The 17,913-nt window shown below is 66.0% G+C and carries 20 protein-coding genes; 8 read left to right on the plus strand and 12 right to left on the minus strand.

What is annotated here, in order from left to right:
- Nucleotides 1-57: 57 nt before the first annotated feature.
- Nucleotides 58-993, plus strand: a complete 936-nt coding sequence (locus HNQ08_RS19640) for a DMT family transporter (RefSeq protein ID WP_184135990.1) — start codon at nucleotides 58-60, stop codon at nucleotides 991-993.
- Between the two features lie 39 nt (nucleotides 994-1,032).
- Here the strand turns inward: HNQ08_RS19640 and HNQ08_RS19645 are convergent, their stop codons facing one another.
- From HNQ08_RS19645 to HNQ08_RS19655, 3 genes are read right to left on the minus strand one after another with little or no spacing between them, the layout of a single operon-like run.
- A complete protein-coding gene (locus HNQ08_RS19645; protein WP_184135992.1) occupies nucleotides 1,033-2,379 on the minus strand; it encodes a DUF2254 domain-containing protein in 1,347 nt (448 codons plus the stop codon).
- Nucleotides 2,376-3,350 carry a mechanosensitive ion channel family protein gene (locus HNQ08_RS19650; RefSeq protein WP_184135994.1) on the minus strand — a complete coding sequence of 325 codons (975 nt, stop codon included), beginning with the start codon at nucleotides 3,348-3,350 and terminating at the stop codon, nucleotides 2,376-2,378. The genes HNQ08_RS19645 and HNQ08_RS19650 overlap by 4 nt, the downstream gene beginning before the upstream one ends.
- Before the next feature lie 50 nt (nucleotides 3,351-3,400).
- Nucleotides 3,401-3,952: a DUF421 domain-containing protein gene (locus tag HNQ08_RS19655; protein WP_184135996.1), complete on the minus strand. Its 552-nt coding sequence runs from the start codon at nucleotides 3,950-3,952 to the stop codon at nucleotides 3,401-3,403.
- A gap of 126 nt (nucleotides 3,953-4,078) precedes the next feature.
- On the opposite strand from HNQ08_RS19655, the gene HNQ08_RS19660 reads away from it, so the two are divergent.
- Complete coding sequence (locus tag HNQ08_RS19660; RefSeq protein ID WP_184135998.1) at nucleotides 4,079-6,481, plus strand: glutamine--tRNA ligase/YqeY domain fusion protein; 2,403 nt, start codon at nucleotides 4,079-4,081, stop codon at nucleotides 6,479-6,481.
- 53 nt (nucleotides 6,482-6,534) lie between these two features.
- Here HNQ08_RS19660 and HNQ08_RS19665 read toward each other — a convergent pair whose 3' ends face one another.
- Nucleotides 6,535-8,007, minus strand: coding sequence for a tetratricopeptide repeat protein (locus tag HNQ08_RS19665; protein ID WP_184136000.1), 1,473 nt, complete (start codon nucleotides 8,005-8,007; stop codon nucleotides 6,535-6,537).
- Nucleotides 8,008-8,243: 236 nt separating this feature from the next.
- Here HNQ08_RS19665 and ftsH point away from each other — a divergent pair, with 236 nt between their 5' ends.
- On the plus strand, nucleotides 8,244-10,112 hold the full coding sequence (gene ftsH, locus HNQ08_RS19670; protein ID WP_184136002.1) for an ATP-dependent zinc metalloprotease FtsH: 1,869 nt from the start codon (nucleotides 8,244-8,246) through the stop codon (nucleotides 10,110-10,112).
- Nucleotides 10,113-10,177: 65 nt separating this feature from the next.
- Here the strand turns inward: ftsH and HNQ08_RS19675 are convergent, their stop codons facing one another.
- The 7 genes from HNQ08_RS19675 to HNQ08_RS19705 form a co-directional block, all read right to left on the minus strand.
- The gene (locus HNQ08_RS19675; RefSeq protein WP_184136005.1) at nucleotides 10,178-10,693 is read right to left on the minus strand and encodes a DinB family protein; all 516 of its coding nucleotides are present in this window, start codon (nucleotides 10,691-10,693) and stop codon (nucleotides 10,178-10,180) included.
- Nucleotides 10,690-11,202, minus strand: coding sequence for a DinB family protein (locus tag HNQ08_RS19680; protein ID WP_184136007.1), 513 nt, complete (start codon nucleotides 11,200-11,202; stop codon nucleotides 10,690-10,692). The genes HNQ08_RS19675 and HNQ08_RS19680 overlap by 4 nt, the downstream gene beginning before the upstream one ends.
- Nucleotides 11,199-11,720 carry a DinB family protein gene (locus HNQ08_RS19685; protein WP_184136009.1) on the minus strand — a complete coding sequence of 174 codons (522 nt, stop codon included), beginning with the start codon at nucleotides 11,718-11,720 and terminating at the stop codon, nucleotides 11,199-11,201. The genes HNQ08_RS19680 and HNQ08_RS19685 overlap by 4 nt, the downstream gene beginning before the upstream one ends.
- 21 nt (nucleotides 11,721-11,741) lie before the next feature.
- The gene (locus HNQ08_RS19690) at nucleotides 11,742-12,032 is read right to left on the minus strand and encodes a DUF1905 domain-containing protein (protein WP_184136011.1); all 291 of its coding nucleotides are present in this window, start codon (nucleotides 12,030-12,032) and stop codon (nucleotides 11,742-11,744) included.
- A 209-nt stretch (nucleotides 12,033-12,241) separates the two neighbouring features.
- Nucleotides 12,242-12,715, minus strand: coding sequence for a DinB family protein (locus tag HNQ08_RS19695; RefSeq protein WP_184136013.1), 474 nt, complete (start codon nucleotides 12,713-12,715; stop codon nucleotides 12,242-12,244).
- 9 nt (nucleotides 12,716-12,724) lie between these two features.
- Nucleotides 12,725-13,120, minus strand: a complete 396-nt coding sequence (locus tag HNQ08_RS19700) for a DUF3224 domain-containing protein (protein ID WP_184136015.1) — start codon at nucleotides 13,118-13,120, stop codon at nucleotides 12,725-12,727.
- Nucleotides 13,117-13,635, minus strand: coding sequence for a DinB family protein (locus HNQ08_RS19705; RefSeq protein ID WP_342355714.1), 519 nt, complete (start codon nucleotides 13,633-13,635; stop codon nucleotides 13,117-13,119). The genes HNQ08_RS19700 and HNQ08_RS19705 overlap by 4 nt, the downstream gene beginning before the upstream one ends.
- Before the next feature lie 71 nt (nucleotides 13,636-13,706).
- Here HNQ08_RS19705 and HNQ08_RS19710 point away from each other — a divergent pair, with 71 nt between their 5' ends.
- The 3 genes from HNQ08_RS19710 to HNQ08_RS19720 are packed head-to-tail and all read left to right on the plus strand — an operon-like array spanning nucleotide 13,707 to nucleotide 16,557.
- Nucleotides 13,707-14,708 carry a helix-turn-helix transcriptional regulator gene (locus tag HNQ08_RS19710; protein ID WP_184136017.1) on the plus strand — a complete coding sequence of 334 codons (1,002 nt, stop codon included), beginning with the start codon at nucleotides 13,707-13,709 and terminating at the stop codon, nucleotides 14,706-14,708.
- Nucleotides 14,709-14,758: 50 nt separating this feature from the next.
- Complete coding sequence (locus HNQ08_RS19715; protein WP_184136019.1) at nucleotides 14,759-15,235, plus strand: (4Fe-4S)-binding protein; 477 nt, start codon at nucleotides 14,759-14,761, stop codon at nucleotides 15,233-15,235.
- Between the two features lie 8 nt (nucleotides 15,236-15,243).
- Entirely contained in the window at nucleotides 15,244-16,557 is a 1,314-nt protein-coding gene (locus HNQ08_RS19720) for a thymidine phosphorylase (RefSeq protein ID WP_184136021.1), read from the plus strand.
- 51 nt (nucleotides 16,558-16,608) lie between these two features.
- On the opposite strand, the gene HNQ08_RS27545 is transcribed toward HNQ08_RS19720, so the two are convergent.
- The gene (locus tag HNQ08_RS27545; protein ID WP_229790136.1) at nucleotides 16,609-17,145 is read right to left on the minus strand and encodes a hypothetical protein; all 537 of its coding nucleotides are present in this window, start codon (nucleotides 17,143-17,145) and stop codon (nucleotides 16,609-16,611) included.
- On the opposite strand from HNQ08_RS27545, the gene HNQ08_RS19730 reads away from it, so the two are divergent.
- Both HNQ08_RS19730 and HNQ08_RS19735 read left to right on the plus strand, forming a co-directional pair.
- Complete coding sequence (locus HNQ08_RS19730; RefSeq protein ID WP_184136023.1) at nucleotides 17,144-17,605, plus strand: acyl-CoA thioesterase; 462 nt, start codon at nucleotides 17,144-17,146, stop codon at nucleotides 17,603-17,605. The two genes, HNQ08_RS27545 and HNQ08_RS19730, sit on opposite strands and share 2 nt — an antisense overlap.
- Complete coding sequence (locus HNQ08_RS19735) at nucleotides 17,602-17,904, plus strand: hypothetical protein (protein WP_184136025.1); 303 nt, start codon at nucleotides 17,602-17,604, stop codon at nucleotides 17,902-17,904. The genes HNQ08_RS19730 and HNQ08_RS19735 overlap by 4 nt, the downstream gene beginning before the upstream one ends.
- The last annotated feature ends 9 nt before the right edge of the window (nucleotides 17,905-17,913 follow it).

A 17,913-nucleotide genomic window follows, 5' to 3' on the forward strand; every position in this document is an offset into this window, starting at 1 on the left:
TGGCCTCTCCGAAAAGGAGGCCGCCTTTTTTCTTGCTCCTGACCTACAATTCCTGGCGTGTCTCCCCGGCTGCGCGGCGCGCTTCTCTTGATTCTGGTGACTGCCGTGTGGGGGAGTACCTTCGCGGTGGTCAAGACCCTGGGCGAGCTGCTGCCTCCAGCCCAGCTGATCGCGTGGCGCTTCCTGATTGGCTTTGTGGCACTGCTGCCCGCCCTGCTGATCCGAGGCTGGGGCCTGCGGCGAAGGCGGGCTGATCAACCAGCGCCCGCCGTCCCGCCGCATTTTTCCTGGAAGGGTGGACTCTGGCGCGACGGTCTGTTGCTGGGCGTATGGTTGATCGCGGGCTACGGCACCCAGACGGTCGCCCTGCAAACCACCACTGCCAACCGGGCCGCCTTTTTCACGGCCCTGAGCGTGGTGTTGGTGCCGCTGTGGTTGGTCATCGCGCAGCGGCGCAGGGTGCCCCTCCCGTTGCTGGCCGCGTTGCCCCTGGCCGTCCTGGGGCTGGGGCTGCTGTCCTGGGAAGGCGGCGCGTGGGTGATCGGCGACGCCTGGGCGCTGGCCTGCGCCGTGACCTATGCGGGCTTCATTATCACGCTGGAACGGCTGTCGAACCAGCACGCGGCGCTGCCGTTCACGCTGGCGCAACTGGCGGCAGTGACGCTGCTGGCGTGGCTGTGGGCGGGTCTGTCCGGTGGGATAACCTGGCCCCCACCCGCCGCCTGGGGGCCGCTGCTGTACCTGGGCGTGGCGGCCACCGCCCTGACCACCCTGCTACAAACCGTGGGACAGCGCACCGTCAGCGCTGCCGAGGCCAGCCTGATCTACGCGCTGGAGCCGGTGACGGCCACCCTGTTCAGCTTCTTATTGATCGGCGAGCGGGTAGGCCTGCGCGGCGCTCTGGGAGGCCTGCTGGTGGTGGGCAGCACGGTCCTCAGCCAGCGCAGAGGGGGCGAGGCCCGGCCGGAAACGCCCACGCCCCTGGCTGAGTAGAAACGGAACGGCTCAGGGATCGCCGAACCTCAGCCAGTCTCAGTTCGCCCGATTGCCCTGCGTCTGTTGAACTGTGTGTTCGGCAGCCTTCAATACCTCGGCGGCCTGGCCGTTCGCCAGGGTGTCGAGCAGCTCGCGGTAGCGGGCCTCGATATCAGCGCGGTCCGCCGAGTTTTCAATATTGGCCAGGGCGTCCTCGCGGACCAGTTCGGCGTGCCAGCGAATCACGGCGCGGCGCTCGGCGTCTTTCAGACACGAGGCGGTGATGCTGAACACCTCCAGCATCCGGACCATCACGCTGGGGCTGCCCTTGCCGTACTGGCGGATCATCGAAAACATGCTCTTCGCCAGGCCGACAAAATCGGTGACGGGGACCACCAAGCGCACCACATGGTCTACGTGGTACACCCCATCGGGCCAGCGGCGGTCTTGCAAGCTGCACAGCGCGTCGCCGAAGCGGTCGATGATGTCGATGGCCGTCACCGGATCGTTGACGCCGGGGCTGAGCGCGCGGGCAGCGACCTCTGAGAGCTGGCGCACGCTGTATTCGAGGTCCTGCCCCACGGTGCGGCGATCTCCCAGGGTGAGCGCGTCTATCACGTCCGCCGGGAGCCTGGGCACCCCCACCGCAATCACCGAGTTGGGAAACACGTAGTCGCCCGGCCGGACATGCAGCAGCAGGGCCACGTCTGCCTCCTCGGCCCGCCTGAGCAGCAGGTCGTTGTCGGTCAGTTGCAGGTACCCGCTCCTGGGCGCGTGCAGGACCTCGCCGCCTGCCCAGAACTCGGGTGGGGGGGCCACCGCCAGATCCTGGCCCGGCTCTTCCTTCAAGGTGGCCCGCATCAGGGCGTCACGCATGTCGTCGCGCAGCAGATTGGCGACGTGGGTCATGTTGATCGAGCCGGTAACGTGCGCCAGGTAGTACACCAGCATGGCGACGCTGACGATCGCCAGCACCAGCGCGAAGGTCACGTTGTAGTGGGGGACGAAAGGCTGGTCCTCGCTGCCTGTCACAGTGCGCAGGGTATACAGCGCGAAGGCGAAGGTGGCGATAAACGTGCCCAGCGTGAGCTGGTTGCCCCGGTCCCGCGTGAAGTTGTCCAGCAAGCGTGGTCCCATTGACCCAGCGGCATACGACAGCGCGGCGATGGTGATGGAAAAGACCGTGCCAGCCACGCCGATGCTGCTGCCCGCAATGGCCGACAGCAGGCTGCGCGAACCAGTTTCACCGCCCCCGTACACGAAAGTCAGGCCGTCCGGGACACCGTAAGTCTCCTCAGCGCTGATGCCGGCCTCGGCCAGCACCAGGGCCAGCAGGGTCATCACGGCGGGAATGAACCAGAAGCCCTGGCTGATCTGGCGCAGACGCAGCCAGGTCCGTTTCATTGCGGCGCTGCGTCCGGTTGAGGCCGGGCCTGCCCGGCTTCACGCTGGAGCTGCTGTCTGCTCTGTGGATTGTCCTGGCGAGCGGGCCAGCCTTCGCGCTGCTTCGTGCGGTCGCCATCCGTGGCCTCGGTCTGATCGTGGAAGAGAAGCTGCTGGGTGGGAAAGGGCAGATCAAATCCGGCCGCGGGCAGGGCGTTGCGGATCGCTTCCAGCACGGTGTCCTGGGCTTCCACGGCCTCCTTGCGGACGGGCGGATCAATCCAGAACCGAACGTCCAGGTTCACCGAGAAGTCGCCCAGTTCCCTGACGAGCACGCTGGGGGCAGGGTCTTGCAGCAGTCCGTCCAGCCCGCCCAGCGTCTCCAGGATCAGCTTGCGGGCCGCCGCGATGTCGTCGCCGTAACCGATGCCCACCGTGACAGACAGCCGGCGGTGGTCGTAAGCCGTGTTCACGGTGACGCGGTTGGTGTACAGCTCGGAATTGGGAATGACCACCCGGCGGTTGTCGTAGGTGCGCAGCAGCGTGGCGCGCACCTGAATATCCTCCACGACGCCCTCGTGATCGCCGGAGACGATCTGGTCACCGATCCGGAAGGGGCGCGTGACCAGAATCAGGATGCCCGCCAGCAGGTTCTGGAAGATGTCCTTAAAAGCAAAGCCGATGGCCACGCCGCTCACGCCAAGGGCCCCGAACAGCGAGGCGGCGGTCAGCGTCGGGAAAATCACGGTCAGGGCCACCAGCACCCCTACTGCCAGGACCAGCCACGACACGATGCGCGAGAACACCAGCGCAATGCCCCTGGGCTGCCCCGCGCGCTGGGCCACGCTGGTCACGGCGTTGCTCACTGCCCGGGCAATTCCCATGAAGACCAGGAACACCAGCAGACCGATCAGGATGTTGGGAATGGTCACGAGAAAGCTCTGGAGCAGGTTCTGCATTCGCGTCCAGACGGCGCTCAATTCGAGATTCATGCAGTCCTCAGCTTACTGTGCGGACCATCGGCCGCAGATCCAGAGCATATTCATGTCGCTTTGACTGTTGGCCGGATCGCGCGGCTGATGCTGCCCTCCTCGGGCTCCTGCAAAACGCTGATGCGCCCGCCGGATTCCAGCACCGCGAAGGCCACGCCGTCCACGCTGTTCACGCCTGCCTGCCTCAGTTCCTCATACAGGATCGCCTCCGAAACGCGGGCGTGGCGCATGGCCTCCTTGCGAATCTGCCCACGTTCCACCAGGACCACGGGTCCGTTGTCAAAGGTACGCTGGGCACGCTGCGAGCGGGCGCTGAGGGCCGAGACCATCCACTGCAACCCCACCAGCACCAGCAGGCTCAGGCTGCTCTCCACGATGCTCTTGCCCAGAATCGCGCTGGCGACCAGCGATCCGGCCGCCACGTTGGTCAGAAAGTCGTAGGAGGTGAAGGTGGCGAATGTCCGCGCGCCGAAACTCCGGGCCAGGATGACGATGTACCCGAACAGCAGCGCCGTGCTGAGGACGATCCGCACCACCAGCTCCAGTGACCAGCCGTTCTCCGGGGTCAGCAAGTCTTTCAGGACGGTCCAGAACAATTCCATACGGCAGTGTGCCGCCTGAGTCCGGCAGGTCCGTGTGCTGAGAGTAGAGGCTGACTTCATCACGAACGGGGAGGCACGGTCACCCACGGCCCGCTCCTGCGTTCCTCACGCGGGTATGCTGGCAGGATGACTGCGCCCGACACCCATCCGCCCGAGCCCGCCGCGGCGCGGGTGGCCCCCAATTTCATCACTGAGATCATCGAACGTGACCTCCAGAGCGGCAAGTACACGGGCATCGTGACCCGCTTTCCGCCCGAACCCAACGGCTACCTGCACCTGGGGCATACCTTCGCGTCGTTCCTGGATTTCCAGACCGCCGTCCAGTTCGCGGGCCGCTACCACCTGCGGCTGGACGACACCAATCCGGAGGGCGAGTCCCAGGAATTCGCCGAGGGCATCATGGCGGATCTGCGCTGGCTGGGCTGGGACTGGGGCGAGAACCTGTTCTACGCCTCCGACAACTTCGAGCGCTACTACGAGTACGCCGAGCAGTTGATCCGGCAGGGCGACGCCTACGTGGACAGCGTGAGCGGCGAGGAGATGGCCCGCCTGCGCGGCGACGCCCACACCCCCGGCACGCCCAGTGAATACCGGGACCGCAGCGTGGAGGAGAACCTCGATCTGTTCCGCCGCATGCGGGCGGGAGAATTTCCTGACGGGGCACACGTCCTGCGCGGCAAGATCGATCTGGCCAGCGCCAATATGAAACTGCGCGATCCGGTGCTGTACCGCATCAAGCGCGCGTGGCATTACCGCGCCGGGGACGCGTGGTGCATCTATCCCATGTACGACTTCCAGCATCCCCTTCAGGACGCCATCGAGGGAGTCACCCACAGCATGTGCAGCCTGGAGTTCGTGGACAACCGCGCCATCTACGACTGGCTGATGGAGCGTCTGGACTTTGCCCCGAGGCCCCACCAGTACGAGTTTGGGCGGCGCAGCCTGGAGTACACCATTGTCAGCAAGCGCAAGCTGCGGCAACTGGTCAGGGACGGCCACGTGAGCGGCTGGGACGATCCCCGCATGCCCACGCTGCGTGCCCAGCAGCGGCTGGGGGTCACGCCGGAAGCGGTTCGCGCCTTCGCCAGCCAGATTGGGGTGAGCCGCACCAATCGTACCGTGGACATCGCCGTCTACGAGAACGCCGTGCGCGATGACCTGAATCACCGCGCCCCCAGGGTGATGGCGGTCCTGGAGCCCCTTCGCGTGACGCTGCAGAACCTGGCGGAGACGCGCACCCTGCAGCTCCCGTACTGGCCGCACGACGTGATCGAGGCGTCCGTCGATGGTCTGGTGGCGCTGCCTGGTGGCGAGCGGGTGGCCCCTGGACAGGCTGTGCGCGACGTGCCCCTGAGCCGTGAACTGTTCATCGAGCGCGAGGACTTCAGCGCCACGCCCCCAAAAGGGTACAAGCGCCTGACCCCCGGCGGCACGGTGCGCCTGCGTGGGGCGGGCATCATCCGTGCCGACCGCTTCGACACGGACGAAAGCGGCAATGTGACCCACATCCACGCCACGCTGCTGGGCGAGGAGGCGAAGGCGGGCGGGGTGATCCACTGGGTTAGTGCCGAGCACGCCATCGCCGCCGAGTTCCGCCTGTATGACCGCCTGTTCCGTGTCGCCAATCCGGAGGGTGACAATCCCGACGACATCGCCCCCGACTTCGATCCCGAACAGACCAGCCACGACAGTGGGCCACTGGACACCGGCTTCCTGCGCTACCTGAATCCCGGCAGCCTGCGGATCACGCGCGGCTACGTGGAGGCCAGCGTCGCCAACGATCCGGCAGACACCCGTTACCAGTTCGAGCGTCAGGGCTATTTCTGGCGCGATCCGGTGGATAGCCGGGAGGACGCTCCGGTGTTCGGGCGCATCATCACCCTCAAGGATGCCTGGGCGCAGGCGCAGAAAACGGAAAGTGGCAAGTCGAGGGTGGAAGGGAAGAAACCCAAGGCCGAGGTCGCCCCCTCTGCCGCGGGCGGGGGGCAGCTTGCCTTGACGCCCGAACAGGAGGCCGAGGTCACACGTCTAACGGGTTTGGGCGCTGCCCAGGGCGACGCGCGGACGATTGCGCGGGACGGGGCGTTGCTGGGCTTCCTGGCCGGTGCCGTGCCGGACGAGGGATTCGCCCAGGTGGCGTCGTGGACGGTCAACGATCTGGCGACGCCTTTGCGGGCCGGAACGGTCAGGTTAGGGGCCGCCGAACTCTCGCCGCTGGCCGGGTTGCTGGCCTCCGGCAAGATCACCTCGCGGGTGGCCAGAGACGCTCTGGCCCGCGCCGCCGAATCCGGCGAGGCTCCTGTCGCCATCATCGAGCGCGAGGGCCTGAGCGCCGGACTGAGTGAGGCCGAACTGGAGCGTATCGTGGCCGGGGTGCTGGCGGAACATCCCACCGAAACCGAAGCTTACCGGGGCGGCAAGACCGCGCTGCTGGGCTTTTTCACCGGACAGATCATGAGGCTCAGCAAGGGCAAGGCAGAGCCGGGACGGGTGGCGCGGGTCTTGAAAGCGGCGTTAGACGGCAGCTGAGCGCAGGAAAATGCTGGCGGGCCAGGGCAACATCTCCCTGACCCGCTGTTGTCCTAGTTCAGCATCCGTCCGTCCTGCTGGCCCATCAGGGTCTGCGCCCGCGCCAGCAGATCTTGCAGGGTGCTGTGCCAGTCGTCACTTTCAGCCGTGTGTTCCAGCGCCTGCTGGGCGTGGGCAATGGCAGCGGCGGGATTGGGAAAACCTTGCTGGGCCATCACGTCAGCGGCCATCTGGTGGCCGATGATCCAGTCGCGGCTGTCGGGGGCGGCCTCGCGCACCACACGCTCGTAGTGTTCCAGCGCCTCGTCCAGCTGGAAGTAGTCCAGGGCCACGCTGCCCAGCACCAGGCTGGCGGGGATCACCGCGCCCTGTGCCAGGGCCTGTTCGGCGGCCAATTGCGCCTCCGGCATGCGCCCCAGGCGGTAGTCGCACTCGGCGATGTCGGCCAGGACCTCCGGCTGGTAGGGGTAATTGGGCTCGTTCAGGGCAATTTCCAGCCGGTCACGGGCCTCCACCGGGCGGTCCATGTCCAGCAGGGCCACGCCCAGCTCGTGGTTGGCGTAGGGACGGTCCACCTCCTCGGCCAGCTCCAGGGCGGCCTCGAACGCCTCGATGGCCTTTTCCTGCTGGCCCAGGTGACTCAGGATCTGACCGCGCAGCAGCGTCACCACGTAGCCCGGCGTGCCGTGCTGGCGCTCCAGCCGGTCGGCCTCACGGATCATCTCCAGGGCGGCTTCCGGCTGATCCATCTGCAGCAGGGCCTGGGCGCGCAGGTAGTGCCAGGTGGCCAGATTCAGCCCCTCATCCTCGGCCTGCGCGGGATTGGACCGCGCCGTCTGCTTGGTGCCGTAGAGCAGCCGTGCGCCATCGAGAACGCTCTTGGCCACGTCGGGCTGACCGTCCTGAATCAGCAGCGCGGCCTGTTCCTGCAGCATGACGGCGCGGTCCAGACCGCCCGCCAGGTGCGCGGCCTCTGCGTACAGGTTGATGGCGTCTGCGGTGTTCCCCAGTTGTTCCTGGCTGTCGGCCTGCCACGAGCGCAGGCGCCAGCGCAGGTGCGGGGGCAGTTCGCCCGTTGCCAAGGGAAGGTCCAGCGCTGCCTGCGGTTGCTCGGCCAGCGCCAGGGCGCACAGCGCATGGAACCGGGCCACCGGATCGGCCGTCTCCCGGATCTTCTCGTCGGGCAGCGCTGCGTGCGGGCCGCGCGTGCGGGCATCCAGTTCAGCGCTCAGGGCCAGGTACAGTGGGTCACCCGCCACCCCCGCGTTCAGCCTGCGGGCCTCCGACAGCGCCGTGCCGAGCTGCTCGGTGGCCGCGTCGCCGTACAGCGCGTGCAGGCTGCCCAGATACAGGCACAGGCGCGCCGCCGTGGCCAGCCCAGTCTGGCTGGCGCCCGATCTGCCCGCTCCCGCTCTTGTGGGCATGGCCTCGTCCAGCGCCGAGTCCAGCACCCCGAAGGCCATCTCGTAGTCGCCTCCAGCGAGTGCCGTGCAAGCCTGTTGCCAGGTGGTGTCCGCGTCAATCATTCCCTGTCAGGATAGTCCATCCACTGCTCGGCCGAGCGTGCCCGGGCGGTAGCCCCTCTGCCAGGACGCTGTCGCCTATCTTTTCGGCGCGTGACGCAACCTTTCGGAACGCTAAAGGTGACCCTGAATCACAGTTGTAATGCGGGACAATTTCATACACCTTGAGTCTGGTACACTCAAGTCTAGAAGGGGCGAAGTGCGCCCCATTTCCCCCCTTTCCCCCTGGAGGAACGTTCTTGAGGCGGCTCAATCCCTGGCTGATCGTATTATTCGTCCTGGCACTGTTTTTAATGTTTTCGCAGACGCCCAACGGACGGGTCAATGTCAACTACAACGAATTCAAGACCCTGCTGGATCAGGGCAATGTCTCTCAGGTCGTAGTGCGTGAGAACAACGCCAATGTGGTCCTCAAGGCACCCACCGAGGTCAAGCTGGCCACCAACCCCGGTCAGCAGCCCCGCACCACCAGTACCACCAACTTCTCGGTGCGTCTGCCCAGCAGCCTCGCCGTCCCCGACAGCAGCCTGATCACCGAGCTGGAAACCCAGAACGTTGATTACCGCTTCGAGGCCCCCAGCCAGTGGCTCGGCATTCTGCTGAATTTCCTGCCCATTATCCTGCTGATCGGCCTGATGTACTTCTTCTTCATGCGCGCCCAGGGCGGCCAGAACGGCGTCATGCAGTTCGGTCAGAGCAAGGCCAAGAAGTACGGCAAGGAAAACCGTGTGCAGACCAAGTTCACCGACGTGGCCGGTCACGAGGAAGCCAAGCGCGAACTGATCGAGGTCGTCGACTTCCTGAAAAACCCCGGCAAGTACCACCAGATCGGGGCGGAAATCCCCAAGGGCGTGTTGCTCGTCGGCCCTCCCGGCACCGGGAAAACATTGCTGGCCCGCGCGATTGCGGGTGAGGCGGATGTTCCCTTCTTTAGCGTCAGCGCTTCTGAGTTTATGGAAATGTTCGTAGGTGTCGGTGCCAGTCGTGTGCGGACGCTGTTCGAGGACGCCCGCAAGAGTGCCCCCGCGATCATGTTCATCGATGAGATCGACTCGATTGGCCGCAAGCGTGGTGCGGGCATCGGCGGCGGTCACGACGAGCGTGAGCAGACGCTCAACCAGATCCTCTCCGAGATGGACGGCTTCGACAAGTCCAGCAACGTGATCGTGCTGGGGGCCACCAACCGCCCTGACGTGCTGGACCCGGCGCTGCTGCGTCCCGGGCGTTTCGACCGTCAGGTCACCATTGACCTGCCCACCATGAAGGAGCGCGAGGCTATCCTCAAGGTCCACCTGCGCAACAAGCCTCTAGCCGAGGGCGTGGACGTGAACGAGGTGGCACGCAGCACGCCGTACTTCAGCGGCGCGGACCTGAAGAACATCACCAACGAGGCCGCGCTGGAAGCCGCCCGCCTGAGCAAGACCCAGATCGACATGAGCGACTTCTACCGCGCGCTAGACAAGATCACGCTGGGCCTGGAGAACTCCTCGTTGAGCGTCACCCCTGAGGAAAAGAGGGCCATCGCTTACCACGAGGCCGGGCATGCCGTCACCGCCGCCGTGATTCCAGGCAGCGACAGACTCCAGAAGGTCAGCATCATTCCGCGTGGGCGGGCGCTGGGTGCCGCGTTCTATCTGCCCGAGGAACAGGTCCTGATGAGCAAGGAACGGCTGGAAAATCAGTTGGTGGTGGCCCTGGGGGGCCGCGCCGCCGAAGAGGTCTTTATCGGTAGCGTGACCAGCGGCGCCGCCGACGACTTCCGCAAGGCCAGCAATATCGCCCGCAAGATGGTGCTGGAGTGGGGCATGGGCGAGAACTTCAAGAACATGGCCCTGAGCAGCGATTCAGGCCCGGTCTTCTTGGGTGAAGACATGGCCCGGCCCAAGGCCTTCAGCGAACACACCAGTCAGCTGGTGGACGAGGACGTCAAGCGCATTCTGAACCATGCCTTTGAGCGTGCCCGCGATCTTGTGACCGAGTACAAGGCCGCCATGCACGAGGTTGCTGAGGCCCTGCTGACCCAGGAACTGATCACTGGCGACGTGGTGCGTGACGCGGTGGCAAAGATTTCCAACCCGCAGATGCCGATGCCGCAGACGACTGCTTAAGCTTCCTCTGCAACTGAAATCCCCCGCCGAGTCGCGGGGGTTTTTCTGTGGGCCTTGCCTATGGCCTAGGCTTTAAGGTTCGGCAGGTAGAACAGTAAATCCAGCGACGGCGGTTTAATTCCCTGCGTCCGCAGCAGCGCGGCGATCTGAGCGGTATGCCTGACCTCGTGCAGCATGACGTGCCACAGCAGGCCATCCAGCTTGAAGTGTTCCTCGGGACTGTCCTCTACCACGCGCTCCAGATCGGTGTCGGTCAGGGTCGCCAGGTAATCCAGCGTGCTCTGCTCCACCGCCCGCCAGTAGTCCAGCAGATCTGAAAGGAGAAATCGGGCGAAGACCGGGCCATTACCCGCGTTTTTGATGGCAGGAAAGGCGTCCTCGACAGGCGTGTCCTGCAAAATCGTGTAGTGCAGCCAGCCGTCTTCCACGCCTGCGGTGTGGGCGACCAGATCCTTGATGCAGTGAAAGCGCTCGCCGTCCAGCAGCGGACGCGAAAGGACCTCATCAGGCACGCTTTCCAGCGTGGCCCATAAATCGCGGCGAGCGCGCATCAGGTAGTCGTAGGTTTCGGGAATATTCATTGTGGCTCCTTGTTCATCCAGACGCCCCAGGTAAGAGGCCCGGCGTCTCTGTCGGCGATGGGATGTCCGGCCAGTTTCAGGGCCAGTTTGATCTGGCCGTGGTGGTAGCCCTCGTGCCAGATCAGGTGCTGAAGCATCAGGAGTGGGTGACCGTAGTGGGACTGCATGGCCTCGCCTGTCGCCATCTGCCCCTGTACAGCGTCGTGGACGGCCACTGCGCTGGTCCTCAGCATTTGTGCGATCCGGGCGGAGTGGCGTTCGTCGGCCCATTCCTCCTCGGGGCGCAAGTCGGGCACAAGCCTGGGAACAAATTCCGGGGCGTTCTCCTCGACAAGAGACAGCCGAACAGCGTGCAGGTGGGTCAGCTGTTGCGCGATGGTGGGTCCGTCATCCAGGGGCCGGACGCCCAGCCCACCCTCCGGCATGAGCCGCAGCAGGTTCAACAAAATCAGGTTGTTGCGGTTCCAGGCGTTCAGTACCGTGGGCAGCAGGTTGGCCGTTTCCCTCATTCGCGCCAGATGGCCCAATGATTGTCCAGCGCGTCCATTTCCTCGGGGGTGCGACCGCCGGCCCGCAGAAGCGTCATGATCTGGCCCCGGTGGTGGCTGTCGTGGACGATGGTGTGCTGCAGGAAATGGGCCGGATTGGACCCGTACGCGCCCTCCTGCCAGGGATCATCGAAGGCGCGGCCCTCGTCCAGTGCGGATTGCACGGCTTTCAGGGCCGCCTCGTCTCCGGCTTTGAAGGCGGCGGCCAGCTCGCCCGGCGGGCAATCATGCCAGCGCCACAGTGGATCACCGTCCTCGTCCTTCTGGGTCGGGTCGAGCAGCGGCTCGGCGTGAACGCGGGACAGATTCCACAGCCAGCCGACGCGGAAGCCTGCCATGTGCCGCAGATGTCTACCCACGGTCCAGCCACCACGCCCGTCGGACAGGCCGAAGTCGGCGTCACTCAGCGCCGCCAGCAGAAACTCGTTCACTCGCCCATTGCGGCGGAAGGATTCGTGAAGCAGGGTCAGATCGGTCATCTTCTCTCCTTTGCGGGGCACTCAGCCCACGTCCAGCTGTACAGTCACCTCGTCACCTTCCGCGATGTTCTCGGCCTTGCGGATGATCAACTTGATCGGCAGGATGTACAGTCCATCCTTGGGAAACAGGGAGGTCTTCCACCCTGTTTCCCCCACCCTGGCCCTGACCGGGACCATGCCCCAGCCGTAGGTCACGAAGCGGGCGGCGGCCTTGATTTCCTGGGCCTGCTCGGCGGGGACAGTCACAAAATAGTGTGGCGCCGGGCCTTTCCAGAACCACACTGGACCGCTGAACTCAAGAGTGAGGGGCATCGTTCACCGCAGATTGTCCTATGGAAGTTGCAGGCGCAGGGGCCAGGTCTGCGGCCCGTCGCTCAGGCTGGCTGACGTCTTCGGGCTGTTCGGCACATCGCATCTCAGAGGCTGGGGGCAACCCCGAAGGTTCACCCTCCCTTCGTCGGGCGTGCTACGCGGCGCACACGCTGGCGAGGTTCGCTGCAGGGGTAGGGTCCAGTCATTCTTTACCGCTCCCAGAACTCTGGCGGCGTGATCCCCAGCAAACGCAGGTACACAATGCCCTGCCCCCGGTGGTGAATCTCGTTGTCCACTGCGCCGATCACCGCCGTGAACACCAGCATGTCGCCCCAGGCCAGCCTTTTGATCTCGCCGTACCGGGCGGCAGGAAAGGCGGGCAATTCGCGTTCAAGCTGCGCGGTCTGGGCCTCCCACTCGGCCAGCAGGTCAGTCTTGTCGGCGGACGGCACCCGCTCCCAGACGGGTTCACCCCAGCCACCCCCCAGCAGTCCATTCAGGTTGTACGCCGTCTGCCCGTGAACCTCCCAGACCATCTCGCCGAAAGGGCGCATGGGCGGCGCGGGTGCGAAGGTAAACAGCTGCTCGTCGGGAAACGCCTCTATCACCCGCCGCGTCAGGCGGCGGTGACCGAGCCAGTGTTCCAGCAGGTCGCTTGGGCGCAGAAGATGCGAATCGGTCATCGAGACCTCTCAGGCTTCGGGCAGGGTGTAGTCGAGGGTGTAGCGGTGGGCGCCGTCCACGATGTCCAGCGTCAGCTCGCCGCTCAGGCCGGCCAGTTCTCCGGCGCCTGAGTCGGGCACCACGCGGTAAGTCAGGCTCTGGCGGCCACGTTCGCTGACGCCCGCGTGGAAAAAGGCGAAACGGCCCTGCCTGCCCTCCAGCGTGGCCTGCACCGCTTCAATAGCGACATACACCGCCGAACCCTCCACAGGCGTCATGCAGGTCAGCATCTCCACCACGCTCTGGCCGCAGAGGTCGCCGCTCCATTGTTTGTCCAGCAGCATGTGCCCGATCTCCGGAACGGCCTGTACGGGGGCGTCGGCGCGCGGCCGGACGGTGAAGGTCCCTGTGGCGGTGTTGCTCATGGGGCCATGTACGCCGGAAACATGGGTGGCTCGATGCCTAGCGCCCGCAGGTACACGTAGCCCTGTCCCCGGTGATGGATCTCGTTGTCGATGTTGTAGATCGCAGCCGCCCAGCCGCTCATCTCACCCCAGGGCAGGGCGTGCAGCCGCGAGTAGTGCGTCACATCGACCTCCGGCAATTCAGCTTCGATGCGGGCGGTCAAGGCATCCCAGGCGTTCAGGAGTTCGGCACGGTCAGAAGACGTCCCGTCGCGCCAGTTCGGCATGGGCCATTCGCCCGTCCGCAGACCGCTCAGGGTCAGTTCGCTCACCTGATGAATTTCCCAGGCCAGGACGCCGAATGGGCGCATGCCTCCCACACTGAAGCTGAACAACTCGTCTTCGGGGAAGGCCTCGATCATCCGGCGGGTCAATCGGCGATTGCCCTGCCAATAATTCAAGAACTGGGCCGGGGAGACGATCACCGGCTGGGCTGTGGCCTGATCAGATTCTTCTACTGCGGGCATATTCGTCATCTTAACCTCCGTCCACAGCGTAACCTGGATTCCCGTCAGAACCTGTCGTCTTTGTGTGGCAGGATACATGAATGTATGACCCCTCCATGCGGGTGCTGACCGTGCTGGAACTGCTTCAGGCCCGCGAGAGCGTAACCGGTGCGGAGCTGGCCGCCCTGCTGGAAGTCAGCCCACGCACCGTTCAGCGCTACGTTGCCCGCTTACAGGATCTAGGCATTCCGGTGGAGGGGCGGCGCGGCGTGGGAGGCTCGTACTGCCTGAAACCGGGTTTCCGGCTGCCGCCGCTGATGTTCACGGGCGAGGAGGCCCTGAGTCTGGCGCTGGGACTGCGGGCGCTGCATCTGCTGGGGCTGGGGGCGCTGGCCCCGGCAGCCCACGCGGCGAGTGCCAAGCTGGCCCGCACACTGCCCCACGCCCTGCGCGAGACGGTGGAGGCGCTCTCGGGCGCGGTGCAGTTCGACTCCTCGCCGTGGGTGGTCTCCACCGACGCGGCGTTACTCTCTGAACTGCTGGGGGCCGTTCACGCCGCCCAGACGGTGGAGTTCTCCTATGCCTCACCGCAGTCCTTCCGTCAGACCCGCCGGGTGGACGTGTACCGCGCGCTGCATCTGGACGGACGCTGGTACGCGGTGGGGCGCTGCCACCTCAAAGGCGCCCTGCGCTCCTTCCGGCTGGACCGCATGACGGAGCTTCGTGTGCTGGAGACCACTTTCACGGCCCCCACCCGATTTGACGCGCTGGCCTACCTGCGCTCGACCCTGCCGACGCAGGCGCCTGCCGCGCCGATCAGCGTGTGGCTGGACGCCCCGCCCGAGGACCTGCGGGGCCGCGTCTCGGTGTGGTTCACCGACATCAGCGCCGAGGCCGGGGGCACCCGCCTGCGGGCCGGGCGCAGCGATCTGGGCGGTTTCGCTGCCTTCCTGCTGGGCCTGGACTGTGGTTTCCGGGTGGACGGCCCGCCGGAACTCCTGGCCGTGTTCGCGCGGCTGGGGGCGCGCTGCGCGGGTGTGGCACAGGGTCCATCCGTGACCGCAGCCGCTGGCGGAATCGATGCTCTGGGGAGCGGCCTCTGACGCCTGTGCCCCGTGTCTCCTGTAGCGCCAGGAGGGGCGTAAACTGACCCATGACCCAGTTGCCCCCCACCGCTGAAGACCTGGCCCAGGGCAGGGCGTACGTCGCCCCCGGCGTGACCGTTTACTACGATGCCCGCCGCTGCGTGCATGTCGCGAACTGCGTTCGCGGACTGCCGGAGGTCTTCGATACCGCCCAGCGTCCGTGGATTCAGCCGTGGCAGGCTCCTGCCGAGCGCGTGGTGGCGGTGGTTCGCACCTGTCCCACCGGGGCCCTGCACTACGCGCTGGAAGCCAGTGAACCTGAGAGGCCAGCCGATCCCACCACCGTCCGCCCCATCCCGGATGGCCCGCTGGTGGTGTCCGGCAACCTGAGCCTTCAAACGCCAGGGGGCGAGGTGAGGGAGGTGCGCGCCGCACTGTGCCGCTGTGGTGCGAGCGGCAATAAACCCTTCTGCGACGGCACGCACCTCAAGATCGGCTGGAAGAGTGGTGAGGCCCCGACCGTCAGTGGGGAAACGGGCAGGTAAACTGCCGCATGACCTCCTCCTCTGCCTTCAATGTTCCCGATCTCATCCGCAAGAAACGCGACGGTGAAGAGCATTCCCGTGCCGAACTTGAAGCCCTGGTGCTGGGCTACACGCGCGGCGAGGTGCCCGACTACCAGATCAGCGCGTGGCTGATGGCCGTGTACCTCAGGGGCATGGTCGCGCAGGAGACGGCGGACCTGACGGCGGTGATGGCCGCCAGCGGTGACCAGATGGATCTGGGTGGCCTGCCGCGCACCGTGGACAAGCACAGCACGGGGGGTGTGGGCGACAAGACCAGCCTGATCCTGACGCCCATGCTGGCGGCGCTGGGCCTGACGGTGGCCAAGATGAGCGGGCGCGGCCTGGCCCATACGGGCGGCACCATCGACAAGCTCGAAAGTTTTCCTGGCTGGACCTCCGAACTGTCCGAGGACCGCTTTATCGCGCAGGCGCACGACATCGGTCTCGCGCTGGTGGGGCAGAGCCGGGACCTGGCCCCCGCCGACGGCAAACTGTACGCCCTGCGCGACGTGACGGCCACGGTGGACTGTCTGCCGCTGATCGCTTCCTCGATCATGAGCAAGAAACTGGCCTCTGGCGCGCACACCGTGGTGCTGGACGTGAAGGTGGGGGCGGGGGCGTTCATGAAAACCCTCGACGACGGGCGGGCGCTGGCCCGCGCGATGGTGGACATCGGCACCCGCGCTGGACGGCAGGTGCGCGCCGTGCTGACTGATATGGACACCCCGCTGGGTCATCTGGCCGGCAACAGCCTGGAAGTGCACGAAGCCTTGGCTACCCTGCGCGGCGAGGGGCCGCAGGACCTGACCGAGCTGTGTGTGGCCCTGGCCGTGGAGGCGCTGGCGGCCTACGGTGAGGACGAGGCGGTGGCAGAGACCCGTGCCCGCGCCACGCTCCACGACGGCTCGGCACTGGCGAAGTTCCGCGCTTTCGTGACGGCGCAGGGCGGCGATGGGACGCTGGTGGACGATCCGTCCCTGCTGGATGTGGCTCCCGGACGCGCCGAGATCACCGCGTCCTCGGCTGGATTTGTGGACCGCATTGACGCCCTAAGCGTGGGCCGCGCGGTGCTGGCCCTGGGCGGTGGACGCGAGCGCAAGGGCGAGACCATCGATCACGGCGTCGGCGTGGAACTGGTCAGGAAACCGGGTGAGGCAGTGGCGTCAGGGGAAACGGTGCTGCGCCTGTATCACCGTGACGGGCGGGGGCTGGAGACCGCCCAGCGCCTGTTGACCGAGGGCCTGAGTATTGCGGAGACGGCGCCAGTGTCAGAAAAACTGATTCTGGACCGGGTGTTCTAGCCCCTGGAGCCCTCGGGGCAGCAACAGACCCCGAACGGCAACGTGGCCCGGTTACGGCAGCCGCAGCGTCTTGCAGTTCTCGCCGGGGCTCTCGGGCGCGTCCGGGCTGACGACGACGCGCTCGTCCTGGCCTACGAAGCCCTGGCAACGGGCGAGTTCACGCAGGTAGCCGGGGGTGTTGGCGTTGGCCTCGGCGTCCTGCAACACCTGCACGTCTCGCTCCAGACCCTTGACGCGGCGCTGAGCTTCCTCGGTCTGAAGGGTCCAGGTGACGCTGCGGTACCCGGCATTGATCAGCTGAAAGCTGAGCTGAACGATCCCCAGGCCGGCCAGCAGGCTGGTGAGCATCATGGTCAGGGGCAGACGGGCCAGGCGCCGCAGGCTGACGCGTCTGCGAGATGGAGAAGGGGGTGGGGGTGGGGCGGGCGCGTCGGTCATGCGGGTTGCAGCATAGCGCCCGGTCATGTGGGCCAGAGTGAGGCAGGCCAGGACGTTGAGGGCGTGGCCGGGCCGCTGACCTGGGGCGGGATGTTCAGCGACCGCAGCGCACATGGGCGTCAGGCCGGGGACCGCTACACTACGGGGCATGACCGCTCAGCCTTCCGCTGCTCCCGCTGGCGGGCGCATTCCCGCCCTGAACTGGAACGACGCCCACCGCACCATCATCCAGCTGCGTTTCGCCGACGTGGACGCCATGGGACACGTGAACAACGCCCGCTACGCCGAGTTTCTGGAGGTGGCGCGCATGGACATGTCGGCGGCGCTGGGCATCCAGGGCGACGATGACCGTTCCATGCTGGCTCGGCTGGAACTGGACTACGTGCGCGAGATCCGGCTGGGCCAGACGGTGTTTATCGAGTCGCTGGTAGAGCGCGTGGGCCGCAGCAGCTGGACGGTGGCGGCGCGTTTCGTGGCAGATAACGTGCCGTGCGCTTTTGCCCGTTCGGTCCAGGTGCGTGTGAATGCCGCCCACCTGCCCGAGGCGCTGCCCGAACGTTTCCGCAAGCTGGTGGGACCGTTGCTGGCCCACGGTCTCCAGGACTCATGAGCGGGCCGTCGCGAGACAGCCAGTACGATGACCGCGTGCTCTACCAGGGAGACCCCTGGGTGCGGCTGGACACCCTGCCGCGCCTGCTGGCAGAGGGCTGGCGGCGCACCCTCTGGGACGGCGGTGTGGTCAGCGTGGTCCGCACGCCCTTTCAGTGGGCGATGGGCTCCCCGGTGATTGAAATTGAGACAGGGGGCTACATGGGCGATGTGGGGCTGTACGTGCCGCAGGTGCAACTGGCTGAGGCCCTGGAACTCCTGGGCTTTGATCCAGAGGAAGCGGGCGGCGAGATACAGTGAGCCGTTGAC

Source organism: Deinococcus humi, assembly GCF_014201875.1.
Taxonomy (GTDB): domain Bacteria; phylum Deinococcota; class Deinococci; order Deinococcales; family Deinococcaceae; genus Deinococcus; species Deinococcus humi.